Origin of the sequence: Kocuria aegyptia, from assembly GCF_039530085.1 — a bacterium.
Taxonomy (GTDB): domain Bacteria; phylum Actinomycetota; class Actinomycetes; order Actinomycetales; family Micrococcaceae; genus Kocuria; species Kocuria aegyptia.
The window spans coordinates 113,313-125,688 of sequence record NZ_BAAAOA010000015.1 but is presented as its reverse complement, the minus strand read 5'-3'; the positions used below and the strand labels follow the sequence as shown (position 1 = coordinate 125,688).

The window sequence follows — 12,376 nt, the reverse complement described above, 5'->3', positions numbered from 1 at the left end:
CCGTTCGGTACAGTTGATCCCCGGGCACCGCGCCGGTGCCCGTCCCCGCACGCCCGGGCGGCCCCGCCCCGGCCCCCTCGACCCGACCAGCAAGGAGCGCGCCGCCCCATGACCGGTGGAGAAATCGCAGGACTGCTCGCCGCGGGGGTGTTCGCCGTGCTGGTCCTCCTGCTCGCGGTGCCGATCCTCAAGCTCGGCAAGGTCTTCGACGAGCTGCGGCTGACGATCCGCTCGCTCAACAACGAGACCGTCCCCCTCATCGACGAGGTCACCCGCACCGTCTCGACCACCAACTCGCAGCTCGAGAAGGTGGACGGCATCACGACCAACGTCTCCGACGCCTCCGCGAACGTCTCCGCGCTGTCCTCCCTGGTGGCCTCCACCGTGGGCCAGCCGCTGATCAAGGTCGCCGCCTTCTCGCACGGCGTGCGCCGGGCGTTCACGGGCGACACCGCTCCGGAGGGCTCCCACCGGGCCGACCACTTCGGGGCCGCCGGCGAGCAGGTCCCCGGCGCCCCGGGGGAGGACCGGCCATGAGCTTCTGGGGCAGGCTCGCCCTCGTGGCCGCCGGCGGCGTGCTCGGCGCCGCCGCCACCCGTCTCGCCCGGAAGCCCGGCCAGGACCTCTCCGTGCCCGGCACCTCCGGCGCCGGGCGCACCCCCCGCGCCGGGGACTGGCGCTCCCGGCTCTACCGCTTCGCGGCCACCGTGCGCGCGGGCATGGACGAGCGCGAGGCGGAACTGCGCGAATCCTTCGGCGTGGCCGCGCCACGCCCGCCTGCCACCCGGCTGACGGGCCGCGGCGCCGCCCCGCCGGTGCTCGACGGCACCGCCGCCCCCCACGCGGCCGAGGCCGCGGACCCCACCGACCCCTCGACCGAACGCGAAGGAAAGCACCGGTAATGCTGTCTCAGGAAATCACCAAGCGCTGGCTGGACTACTTCGAAGGCCAGGGCCACACCGTGGTGCCCTCCGCCTCGCTGATCTCCTCCCAGCCCGGTGCCATGTTCACGATCGCCGGCATGGTCCCGTTCATCCCGTACTTCCTCGGCCAGGAGACCGCCCCCTACCGGCGCGCCACGTCCATCCAGAAGTGCATCCGCACCCTCGACATCGACGAGGTGGGCAAGACCGCCCGGCACGGCACGTTCTTCCAGATGGCCGGAAACTTCTCCTTCGGCGACTACTTCAAGGAGCGGGCCATCCCCATGGCCTGGGAGCTGCTCACCAGCCCGCTCGAGAAAGGCGGCTTCGGGCTCGACCCCGAGCGGCTCTGGGTGACCGTCTACGAGGGCGACGAGGAGTCCTACACGCTCTGGAAGGACACGGTGGGCGTGCCCGCCGAGCGGATCCAGCGGATGGGCCGGGACGAGAACTACTGGGACACCGGCCAGCCCGGCCCGGCGGGACCCGACTCCGAGATCTTCTACGACCGCGGCCCCCGGTACGGCCGGGAGGGCGGTCCGGCGGTCGACGACGACCGGTACATCGAGATCTGGAACCTCGTCTTCATGCAGTACCAGCGCGGCGAGGGCTCGGGCAAGGACTACGAGATCCTGGGCGACCTGCCGGAGCAGAACATCGACACCGGCCTGGGCGTGGAGCGCCTGGCCATGCTGCTGCAGGGCGTCGAGAACTTCTACGAGACCGACCAGGTCCGCCCCGTCCTCGACAAGGCGGCCGAGCTCTCCGGGAAGCGGTACCACGGCTCCGAGAAGCCCGGGGAGGAGGGCTACGACGACGACGTGCGGATGCGCGTGGTCGCCGACCACGTCCGCTCCTCGCTGATGCTCATCGCGGACGGCGTGAGCCCGTCCAACGAGGGCCGCGGGTACATCCTGCGCCGCCTGCTGCGCCGCGCGATCCGGGCGATGCGCCTGATGGGCGTCACGGAGCCGTGCCTGCCCGTGCTGCTGCCCGCCTCCCGGGACGCCATGCGCGGCGTCTACCCCTACGTGGCCGAGGATTTCGAACGGATCTCCCGGATCGCCTACGCCGAGGAGCGGGCGTTCCTGAAGACCATCGAGTCGGGGACCAGCCGGCTCAACGAGGCCGTGGCCGGCGCCCGGCGGCAGGGACAGGCCGTCTCCGGCGCGGAGGCCTTCGCCCTCCACGACACCTACGGCTTTCCCATCGACCTCACCCTCGAGATGGCCGCCGAGGCCGGGGTCGCGGTCGACGAGACGGCGTTCCGCGGCCTCATGGAGGAGCAGCGCCGCCGCGCGCAGCAGGACGCCCGCGCCAAGAAGGGCGCCCACGCCGACCTCTCGGTGTTCCGCCGGCTCGTCGACGAGGGTGGCTCGGTGTTCACCGGCTACACCCGGCTCGGCCAGGAGACGGTGCTGCGCGCCCTGCTGCAGGACGGCGTGAGCGTCCCGGCCGCCCCGGCGGGGGCGCACGTCGAGGTCGTCCTCGACGAGACGCCGTTCTACGCCGAGGCCGGCGGCCAGGCCGCCGACCGGGGCACGATCAGCGGCGACGGCTTCGTGCTCGAGGTCACCGACGTCCAGCAGCCCGTGAAGGGACTGTCCGTGCACCAGGCGGTCGTGCGCGAGGGAGAGGCCCTCTCCGGGGCCACGGTGCTCGCCCAGGTGGACGTCGCCCGGCGGCGGGCCGCCGAGGCCGCCCACACCGGCACCCACATCGTCCACGCCGCCCTGCACGACGTCCTGGGCCCCGAGGCCGTCCAGCGCGGCTCCTTCAACAAGGAGGGGTACCTGCGCTTCGACTTCGCGTGGGGCGAGGGGCTCGCCGAGGCCCAGCGCCAGGAGATCGAGGAGGTCTCCAACGCGGCGATCCACGCGAACCACGAGGTCGTGACCCATGAGATGGCCCTCGCCGAGGCGAAGGCCATGGGCGCCATGTCCCTGTTCGGCGAGAAGTACGGGGACCGGGTGCGCGTGGTGGAACTGAACGGACCCTGGTCCCGGGAGCTGTGCGGCGGCACGCACGTGGGCGGCACCGCCCAGATCGGCTCGCTCACCCTGCTCACCGAGCAGTCCGTGGGCTCGGGCAACCGCCGCGTCGAGGCGCTCGTGGGTCTGGACTCGTTCCGGCACCTCGCCGCCGAGCGGACCCTCGTGCACCAGCTCACCGGCATGCTCAAGGCGCAGTCCTCCGCGGAGCTGCCCGAACGCCTGGCCGGCACCCTCGAGAAGCTGAAGTCGGCCGAGAAGGAGCTTGCGGTCCTGCGCCGGGAGAAGCTCCAGGCGCAGGCCGGCTCGCTGCTCGACGGGGTCCGTCAGGTCGGCACCGTCAAGGCCCTGACCCACGACATGGGCGAGGTCTCCGGGGCCGACGACGTCCGCTCCCTCGCCCTCGACCTGCGCGGCCGGATGGCGGCGGAGCCCTTCGTCGTCGCCGTCACGGGCACGGCCAAGGGTCGTCCCCTCGTGCTCGTGGCCACCACCGAGACAGCCCGCGACGCCGGGGTGCAGGCCGGCCGGCTCGTGCGCTCCGCGGCCAAGGTCCTCGGCGGCGGCGGCGGCGGCAAGGACGACATCGCCCAGGGCGGCGGGCAGGACCCCGCCCGGACCGGAGCCGCCCTGGACGCGGTGCTGGCCGACATCGCCCGGGCGACGGGCGGCGCCGCCGCGTGAGCGACGCCTACGCCCGGGGGCGCCGGATGGGGGTCGACGTCGGCCTCGTCCGCGTCGGGGTGGCCCTGTGCGACCCCGACGGCATCCTCGCCACGCCGCTCACCACGCTGCGGCGGGACCCCCGGAAGGGCTTCGACGTGAAGCTGCTGGCCGGGCTGGTCCAGGAGCACGACGTCGTCGCCGTCTACGTCGGCCTGCCCCGCAGCCTCGACGGCGGCGAGAACGCCTCGACCGCGATGGCCCGGGACTACGCGGAGGCCCTCGTGCGGCGGCTGCGCGCCAAGGGCCGCGACGACGTGCCGGTGCGACTGGTCGACGAGCGCCTCAGCACGGTGGACGCCCACCGGGCGCTGCTGGAGGCCGGGGTCTCCCGGCGCGACCACATGGACAAGGTCGACCAGGTGGCCGCGGCCACCATCCTGCAGAGCGCCGTGGACCGGGCCAAGGCCACCGGCGCGGAGCCCGGCGCGCCGGTGGACCCGCCGGTCCCCGGCGCCGCTGATTCCCCTGTCGCGCATAATGGGGATGACCACGACGGGCAGGGTCCCGTCGTGGCCCACCGCGGGGAACCGTCCACCGGAGCCGGGAGCACGGCCGAGGACACCGCCGAGGACACCGCCGGAGCGCCCGACCGGGCGCGGACGGCACCGTTGACGACCACCGATCCGGACGGAGAGCATTCGTGAGCGACGATCCGTACGACCAGTCGGCGCCCCGCCGAGCCGAGGCGCCCCACGAGTCGTCCGGCGGCGGTCTGGGCAGCCTGCTGGACGCCCCGTCGTCGCGGGAGCCCTCCTCGGGCCTGCGCGGCGTCTTCGAGCACGAGGAGCTCACGCCCGAGCAGGTCGAGCGGCGCCGGCGCCGCGGCCGGGTGTCCCTGACCACGGCCATCGCCCTGTTCCTGCTCGCCGCCCTGATCACCGTGTCCGTGCTCGCCTCCACCTTCCGGTGGTTCGAGGTCCGCGACTACCGCGGCGACGGCAAGGACCCCGTGCCCTTCTCCGTGGCCGACGGCGCCACCACCGGTCAGGTCGCCGTGGCCCTCGAGTCGCAGGGGATCGTGGCGGACGCCGAGACGTTCATCGAGACCTACCAGGAGGACCACGCCGAGAAGTTCATCCAACCGGGCGAGTACGAGCTGCGCACGGAGATGAGCTCGGAAGCCGCCGTCGCCGCGCTCATGGAGGAGGACGAGGCCACCCACTACGCGGCGGTCAACCGGACCCTGCGCATGTCCGACGTGTTCGGGGTCCTCAGCAAGTCCACCGGCATCCCCGTCTCCGAGTTCGAGGCCTACCGGGAGGACACGGCAACGTTCGGGATCCCCGACCGCTTCCCCACCCTCGAGGGCTGGCTGCACCCGGGCGAGTACCGGTTCCCGCTGGACGCCTCGGCGGAGCAGATCCTGCAGACCATGGTGGACAGCACCCGGGCGACCCTCGACGACAACGGCATCACCGAGGAGGACGAGATCTTCGAGGTGCTCACCATCGGCTCGATCATCGAGTTCGAGGTCCAGCCCGAGCACTACGACGTGGTGGCCGGCGCGATCCAGAACCGCCTCGACAACCCCGACGGCGAGACCTCCGGGTTCATCCAGTCGGACGCGTCCGTGACGTACGGCCTCGACCGCAAGAGCTACGACTTCTCGGACGAGGAGCGCCGCGACAAGTCCAACCGGTACAACACCTTCGCCAACCCGGGTCTGCCGGTCGGCCCGATCGGCTCCCCGGGCGACGCCGCCATCGTGGCGGCCGCCGACCCGCAGGACAACGACTACTACTTCTGGGTGACCGTGGACCTCGACACGGGCGAGACGAAGTTCGCCGAGACCTACGCCGAGCACCTCGAGTACGTCGAGGAGTACAACCAGTGGTGCAGCGAGAACGAGGGCCGGTGCGGGTGAGCCCCGGCCGCGCCGCCGTGGTGGGCCACCCCATCGGCCACTCGAGGTCCCCGGACCTGCACCGCGCCGCCTACGCGGTACTGGGCGAGGACGTGCACTACGACGCCCACGACCTGGTCGAGGAGCAGCTCCCGCCGTTCGTCGACGCCCGCCGGGGCGACCCGGCCTGGCGCGGGCTGTCGGTGACCATGCCCCTGAAGTCGGTCGCCGCCGCGTGCTCCGACGAGCTGACGGCGCTCGGGGAGGCGGTGGGCGCGGTCAACACCCTGCTCTTCCGCCCGGACGGCACGGTGCTGGGTCACAACACCGACGTCAGCGGCATCGTGGGTGCGGTGCTCGCCGCGGGCACGGTGCCGGCCGCCCCCCGGGCCGCCGTCCTCGGCGGGGGAGGCACGGCCACGGCCGCCGTCGCCGCCGCGCAGCTGCTCGGGGCCGCCTCCGTGGAGGTGTTCGTGCGCGCCGCCTCCCGCGCCGGGCGCGCGGTCGAGGCGGGGCGCCGGCTCGGGATCCCCGTGCGGCTGCGGGCCTGGGACGAGGCGCCGGATCTCCTGGCCGGGCACGACGTGGTCGTCTCGACCCTCCCGCCCCACGGCGCGGACGAGCTGGCGGCGCAGCTGGCCGCCGGTGCCCCTGTGACCACGGGCGTCCTCCTCGACGCCGCCTACGACCCGTGGCCGTCGGCGATCGCCGGCGCCTGGTCCCGGGCCGGGGGAGCGGTGGCCCCCGGACTCGATATGCTGATCTTCCAGGCGGTGGACCAGATCCGGCTCTTCACCGGCCGCGATCCCGGCGCACCCCTGCCCCGCGAGCAGGACGTGGTCGCCGCGATGTGCGCGGCCGTGGGGCGCCCCGTCCGCGCTGCCCCGTCCCCGCCCCGCACCTGAGACCTGACGGCGGCCGGGCCCCTCGTGGCCCTGCCGCCGAGACCCCGAACGGAAAGAGTTGTTATGTTGCGTTGGCTCACGGCCGGCGAGTCACACGGCGAGGCGCTCGTCGGGATCATCGAAGGCGTCCCGGCGGGCGTGAGCCTGACCAGCCAGGACGTCCGCGACGCCCTGGCCCGCCGCCGGCTCGGCTACGGCCGCGGCGCGCGGATGAAGTTCGAGCAGGACCAGGTGCGCCTCCTCGGGGGCGTGCGCCACGGCGTGACCCAGGGCGGTCCGGTGGCGATCGAGATCGCCAACACCGAGTGGCCCAAGTGGCGCGAGGTGATGTCCGCGGACCCCGTGGACCCGGAGGTGCTCGCGGGCCGCGCCCGCAACGCCCCCCTGACCCGCCCCCGCCCCGGCCACGCGGACCTCACCGGCATGCAGAAGTACGGCTTCGACGAGGCCCGGCCCGTGCTGGAACGGGCCAGCGCCCGCGAGACCGCCACGCGCGTGGCCCTCGGCGCCGTCGCCGCCAGGATCCTCGAGGCCGTGGGCGTGCACCTCGTCTCCCACACGACCGCCGTGGGCGCCGTCAGCGCCCCGGTGGACGCCCCGCGCCCGCTGCCCACCGACGTCCCCGCGCTCGACGCCGACCCCCTGCGCTGCTTCGACCCCGCCACGGCGGAGTCGATGGTGGCGGCGGTGGACGCCGCCCACAAGGACGGGGAGACCCTCGGCGGCGTCGTCGAGGTCCTCGCCTACGGGCTGCCGCCGGGGCTCGGCTCCTACGTGCACTGGGACCGCCGGCTGGACTCCCGCCTGGCCGGGGCCCTCATGGGCATCCAGGCGATCAAGGGCGTCGAGGTCGGGGACGGCTTCCTGACCGCCGCCCGCCCCGGATCCGAGGCCCACGACGAGATCTCCCGGGGCGCCGACGGCGCCGTGCGCCGCGTCAGCAACCGGGCCGGCGGGATCGAGGGCGGCATGTCCATCGGGGACGTCCTGCGGGTGCGCGCGGCCATGAAGCCCATCGCCACCGTGCCGAAGGCCCTGCGCACCGTCGACGTCGCCACCGGCGAGGCCGCCCGCGCCCACCACCAGCGCTCGGACGTCTGCGCCGTGCCCGCCGCCGGCGTGGTCGCCGAGGCGATGGTGGCCCTCGTGCTCGCCGACGCCGTGACGGAGAAGTTCGGCGGGGACTCGATCACCGAGACCGCGCGCAACAAGGACGCCTACCTCGCCTCGATCCCGGCGTCCCTGCACTCCGCCGGCGAGCTCGGGACGTTCGAGGACGGGGCCGCCGCGGCCCGCGAGGACCACATGGGCGATCCCCTCGTGGCCCCCGCCGAGACCGGGGAGGGCCAGGCATGAACGCGCAGTTCCCCGCCCCGGCCGACGCCGCCGCGGTCCCGCAGCGGCCCGTGGTGCTGATCGGGCCCATGGCCGCCGGCAAGTCCTTCCTGGCCCTGCACATGTCCAAGTTCTACGGCTACGACTTCGTGGACGCGGACCAGGTGATCGTCTCCCGCTACGGGGTGATCTCGGGGATCTTCGCGGAGCACGGCGAGAAGTACTTCCGCGACCTCGAGGCGGACACCGTCGCCGAGATCCTCCGGGACCCCGACCACGCCAACGCGATCTTCTCCGTGGGCGGCGGCGCCCCCATGACCCCGTCCACCCGGGAGCTGCTGCGCCACGAGGTCGTCGCCTACCTCGAGGTGGACACCGAGACCGTGCTGCCGCGGATCAGCGGCAACCGGACCCGCCCGATGCTCCAACCGGACCCGGAGCGGCGCTGGCAGGAACTCTACGACTCCCGGCGCGCCTGCTACGAGGAGCTCGCCGACATCACCCTCGACGGACGGGGCAACCGGCCCGTCGCCGAGATCGGCGCCGACCTCGAGGCGGCACTCGTCCGGCTGCGCTCCCCGCGCAGCGCCGCCGGCACCACCGACAGCAGCCAGGAGGCCCAGGCATGAGCGAGCCCGCTCCCCGCACCGTCACGACCATCCCCGTCACCGGGGACCGCCCGGCCGAGAACTACGACGTGCTCGTGGGCCACGGGCTGCTCGGCGAGGTCCCGCGCGTGCTCGGGGACCGGGTCCAGCGGGTGCTCGTCATCCACCCGCGGGCGCTGCGCAACACCGGCGACGTGGTCATGGAGGAGCTGCGCGGCCAGGGCTACCAGGCGTTCACCGCCGAGATCCCGGACGCCGAGGAGGGCAAGCACGTCCAGGTGGCGTCCTTCTGCTGGCAGGTCCTCGGGCAGAACGACTTCACCCGCTCCGACGCCGTCGTCTCCGTGGGCGGGGGAGCGGTCTCCGACCTCGCGGGCTTCGTGGCCGCGACCTGGCTGCGCGGTGTGCGCGTGGTGCACGTGCCCACCACCCTGCTCGGCATGGTCGACGCCGCCGTGGGCGGAAAGACCGGGATCAACACCGCCGAGGGCAAGAACCTCGTGGGCGCCTTCCACCCGCCCGCGGCCGTGCTGTGCGACCTCGACACGCTGCGGACGCTGCCCGAGAACGAGCTGCTCACCGGCATGGCGGAGGTCGTCAAGTGCGGCTTCATCGCCGACGAGCGGATCCTCGAGCTGATCGAGGAGAACCCGGAGGCGGTGCGCGACTCCCAGTCCGCCGTGGTGCGCGAGCTCGTGGAGCGCAGCGTCCGGGTGAAGGCCGAGGTCGTCTCCGGCGACCTGCGCGAGGCCGGCCGCCGCGAGATGCTCAACTACGGGCACACCCTCGGCCACGCGATCGAGCACAACGAGCGCTACCAGTGGCGCCACGGCGCGGCGGTCGCCGTGGGGATGGTCTTCGCCGCGGAGCTCGCCCGCACCGCCGGGAACCTGGCCGACGACGTCGTCGAGCGCCACCGCAGCGTCCTCACCTCCCTGGGTCTGCCGACCACGTACCGGTGGGACCAGTGGCCGCGGCTGCTGGAGGTCATGAAGCGGGACAAGAAGACCCGCGGCAACCTGCTGCGCTTCGTGGTGCTGGACGCCGTGGCCCGGCCGCGGATCCTCGAGGTCCCCGACCCCGCGATCCTCTTCGCGACCTACCAGGAGATCGCCGAGGGCGCGCCCAGCTAGACTGGTCCGCGGCCCGGGACGACACCCCTGTCCGCGCCGACCCGCCGACTTCGCCGACAACCAGAGAGAGAACCTGTGGCTACCACCAACGACATCAAGAACGGCACCGTCCTGAAGCTGGAGGGCAACCTCTGGAACGTCATCGAGTTCCAGCACGTCAAGCCGGGCAAGGGCGGGGCGTTCGTGCGCACCAAGATGCGCAACATCACCTCCGGGAAGGTCGTCGACAAGACCTTCAACGCCGGCGCGAAGATCGAGACCGCCACGGTGGACCGCAGCGAGTACCAGTACCTGTACCAGGACGGCGCCGACTACGTCTTCATGGACAACAAGAACTACGACCAGATCACCGTCCCCGGTGAGGTGGTGGGCGACGCCGCCAACTTCATGCTCGAGAACATCAACGCGACCATCGCGATGCACGAGGGCGCGCCGCTCTACATCGAGCTGCCCGCCTCCGTGGTCCTCGAGATCACCTACACCGAGCCGGGCCTGCAGGGCGACCGCTCCACCGGCGGCACCAAGCCCGCCACCGTGGAGACCGGCTACCAGATCCAGGTGCCGCTGTTCCTCGAGCAGGGCACGAAGGTCAAGGTCGACACCCGCACGGGTGACTACCTGGGCCGCGTCAACGAGTGAGCGCCCGGGGCAAGGCGCGCCGGCGCGCCGTGGAGATCCTCTTCGAGGCCGAGCAGCGCGCCGAGGACGCCCGCGAGGTCATGGAGCGGCGCCGGGTGCACAGCGACTCGCTCGTCTCCCCGTACGCCGAGGAGCTCGTGCTCGGGGTCACGATGCGCCGCGGTGAGCTCGACGAGTACCTCGAGACGTACTCCCAGGGCTGGACCCTCGAGCGGATGCCGGCCGTGGACCGCAACGTGCTGCGCGTGGGGGCCTGGGAGCTGCTGTTCAACGACGACGTCCCGGACGGGGTCGCCGTGGCCGAGGCGGTGAACCTCGCCAAGGAGCTCGCGGGGGACGACTCCCCGCGCTTCGTCAACGGCCTGCTGGGCCGGCTGCAGCAGATGAAGCCGACCCTGCTCGGCTGAGCGCCCCACCCGGAACCCCGCCCGGAGCGCTACCATGCCGGGACCACTACCGTCCGTTCCGGGGAGGTGCGCATGACGGCTCCCGCGCTGCGCCTGCAGGGCGTGTCGAAAAACTACGGGACCCTGCGCGCGGTCGACCGGGTCAGCTTCGAGGTGCGCCCGGGGCAGCTCTACGCGCTCCTGGGGCTCAACGGCGCCGGGAAGACCACGGTGCTGCGGACGGTCCTCGGCATGGTCCGGCCCTCGGCCGGCTCGGTCACGGTCCTCGGCCGCGGGCTCGGCGACCGGTCGGTCCGGGCGGAGGTCGGCTATCTCGTGGAGGCCGCCTCCGCCTACCCGGAGCTGACCGTGCGCGAGAACCTGGAGGTCGCCCGCCGGCTGCGCCGGCTGGGCTCGCCGACCGCGGTGCAGGACGCCGTGGAGCTGTTCGGGCTGCGGGAGCACGCCGACCGCCGCGCCCGCGTCCTGTCCCAGGGCAACCTGCAGCGGCTGGCGCTGGCCCGGGCCATGCTGCACCGCCCGTCCCTGCTGGTCCTGGACGAGCCGGTCAACGGCCTGGACCCGGCCGGTGTCGTGGAGGTCCGCACCCTGCTCGAGCGCCTCGCCCGCGAGCAGGGCACCGCGGTGCTGCTCTCCAGCCACATCCTCGGCGAGGTCGCCCGCGTCGCCACCCGGATCGGGGTCCTGCACCGCGGCCGGCTGCTCGACGAGTTCGCCACGGCCGCCCTGCCCGACCGGGTCCGCCGCCACCTGGAGCTCACCACGCGCGACGACGACCGTGCGGTGCGGGTCCTGGCCGCCGCCGGCTTCGCGGCGCACCGCGGGCCCGGGGCGGTCGTGCTCCAGGACGCCCGGGCCACGGACCGGCCCGACGCCGTGGCCACCGCCCTCGTGCACGGCGGCGTGCCGCCCACCGGCCTGGCGGTGATCCGGGAGGACCTCGAGGCCCACTTCCTGCGCCTGGTGGGCGCGGGGCACCCGGAGGAGCGCTCCGGTGCCCGGTGAGCTGGCGGCCGCCGTCCGGGCGGAGGCGCTGAAGCTGCGCCGCTCCCGCGTGCCGTGGGCCACCGCCGGGGCCATCGCCCTCGCGGGTGCCGTCGGGGCGTTCTTCATGTTCGTGCTGCAGGACGTCGGGCGCGCCCGGTCCCTGGGCCTGCTCGGCGCCAAGGCGCAGCTCACCGGCGGCACCGCGGACTGGCCGGGATACTTCTCCCTCACCGCGCAGACCGTCGCGGTGGGCGGGCTGATCATCTTCGGGACCGCCGCGATCTGGCTCTTCGGGCGGGAGTTCTCCGACCGGACTGCGACCGACCTGCTGGCCCTGCCCACCTCGCGCACCGCCGTGGTCCTGGCCAAGCTGCTGCTGCTGCTCGCCTGGTGCGTCGCGCTCACCGTGCTCCTCGTCGCGCTCGTGCTCGTGCTCGGCGCGGCCCTCGGGCTGCCCGGCTGGTCCGCCGGCGCGGCCGTGCGCGGCGCCGGGGGCGTCCTCGGCACCGGGCTGCTGACGGCGGGCCTGGCCGCGTCCTACGGGCTGGCCGCGAGCGTGGGCCGGGGCTACCTGCCCGGCGTGGCGGTCCTGTTCCTCACGGTCCTCGTCGCCCAGGTGCTCGCGGCCGTCGGGCACGGCGCGTGGTTCCCCTGGGCCGTGCCCGCCCTGCTCGCCGGCACCGCCGGCCCGGGTGCCCAGGACGCCGGCCCGGCCGGGATCCCCGGCGTCGTGCTCGTCGCCCTCGGCTCGGCCGCGGCCACCGCCGCCTGGTGGGAGCGGGCCGACCACAGCGCCTAGCCCGGAGGGGGGGGTCGCCGGGAGAGGCGCAGATCACGTCCGGCCCGAGGGGGACGGCCGCTGTGCTAGTTTGGGGCGAG

General features: G+C 73.8%; 13 protein-coding genes. All 13 read left to right on the top strand.

The genetic code is table 11. From position 1 onward, the window contains the following. The first annotated feature begins 108 nt into the window (after positions 1 to 108). Positions 109 to 537, top strand: a complete 429-nt coding sequence (locus ABD220_RS06955; RefSeq protein ID WP_344121042.1) for a DUF948 domain-containing protein — start codon at positions 109 to 111, stop codon at positions 535 to 537. Then, positions 534 to 902: a hypothetical protein gene (locus ABD220_RS06950; protein ID WP_344121040.1), complete on the top strand. Its 369-nt coding sequence runs from the start codon at positions 534 to 536 to the stop codon at positions 900 to 902. The genes ABD220_RS06955 and ABD220_RS06950 overlap by 4 nt, the downstream gene beginning before the upstream one ends. Next, on the top strand, positions 902 to 3,598 hold the full coding sequence (gene alaS, locus ABD220_RS06945; protein ID WP_344121038.1) for an alanine--tRNA ligase: 2,697 nt from the start codon (positions 902 to 904) through the stop codon (positions 3,596 to 3,598). The genes ABD220_RS06950 and alaS overlap by 1 nt, the downstream gene beginning before the upstream one ends. Continuing rightward, on the top strand, positions 3,595 to 4,284 hold the full coding sequence (gene ruvX / locus ABD220_RS06940; RefSeq protein WP_344121036.1) for a Holliday junction resolvase RuvX: 690 nt from the start codon (positions 3,595 to 3,597) through the stop codon (positions 4,282 to 4,284). Before alaS ends, ruvX begins: the two co-directional genes overlap by 4 nt. Continuing rightward, positions 4,281 to 5,504 carry an endolytic transglycosylase MltG gene (locus ABD220_RS06935; protein WP_344121034.1) on the top strand — a complete coding sequence of 408 codons (1,224 nt, stop codon included), beginning with the start codon at positions 4,281 to 4,283 and terminating at the stop codon, positions 5,502 to 5,504. The genes ruvX and ABD220_RS06935 overlap by 4 nt, the downstream gene beginning before the upstream one ends. After that, positions 5,474 to 6,388: a shikimate dehydrogenase gene (locus ABD220_RS06930; RefSeq protein ID WP_344121032.1), complete on the top strand. Its 915-nt coding sequence runs from the start codon at positions 5,474 to 5,476 to the stop codon at positions 6,386 to 6,388. Before ABD220_RS06935 ends, ABD220_RS06930 begins: the two co-directional genes overlap by 31 nt. Before the next feature lie 63 nt (positions 6,389 to 6,451). Continuing rightward, positions 6,452 to 7,744, top strand: a complete 1,293-nt coding sequence (gene aroC / locus ABD220_RS06925; protein WP_344121031.1) for a chorismate synthase — start codon at positions 6,452 to 6,454, stop codon at positions 7,742 to 7,744. After that, a complete protein-coding gene (locus ABD220_RS06920) occupies positions 7,741 to 8,352 on the top strand; it encodes a shikimate kinase (RefSeq protein WP_344121029.1) in 612 nt (203 codons plus the stop codon). Before aroC ends, ABD220_RS06920 begins: the two co-directional genes overlap by 4 nt. Beyond that, a complete protein-coding gene (gene aroB, locus ABD220_RS06915; protein ID WP_344121027.1) occupies positions 8,349 to 9,464 on the top strand; it encodes a 3-dehydroquinate synthase in 1,116 nt (371 codons plus the stop codon). Before ABD220_RS06920 ends, aroB begins: the two co-directional genes overlap by 4 nt. A gap of 75 nt (positions 9,465 to 9,539) precedes the next feature. Next, positions 9,540 to 10,103 (top strand): elongation factor P, encoded by a 564-nt coding sequence (gene efp / locus ABD220_RS06910; protein WP_344121025.1) that lies wholly within the window; start codon positions 9,540 to 9,542, stop codon positions 10,101 to 10,103. Then, the gene (nusB, locus tag ABD220_RS06905; protein ID WP_344121023.1) at positions 10,100 to 10,510 is read left to right on the top strand and encodes a transcription antitermination factor NusB; all 411 of its coding nucleotides are present in this window, start codon (positions 10,100 to 10,102) and stop codon (positions 10,508 to 10,510) included. Before efp ends, nusB begins: the two co-directional genes overlap by 4 nt. Before the next feature lie 72 nt (positions 10,511 to 10,582). Continuing rightward, on the top strand, positions 10,583 to 11,515 hold the full coding sequence (locus tag ABD220_RS06900; protein WP_344121021.1) for an ABC transporter ATP-binding protein: 933 nt from the start codon (positions 10,583 to 10,585) through the stop codon (positions 11,513 to 11,515). Then, positions 11,505 to 12,296 (top strand): ABC transporter permease, encoded by a 792-nt coding sequence (locus ABD220_RS06895; protein ID WP_344121020.1) that lies wholly within the window; start codon positions 11,505 to 11,507, stop codon positions 12,294 to 12,296. The genes ABD220_RS06900 and ABD220_RS06895 overlap by 11 nt, the downstream gene beginning before the upstream one ends. Positions 12,297 to 12,376 lie beyond the last annotated feature (80 nt).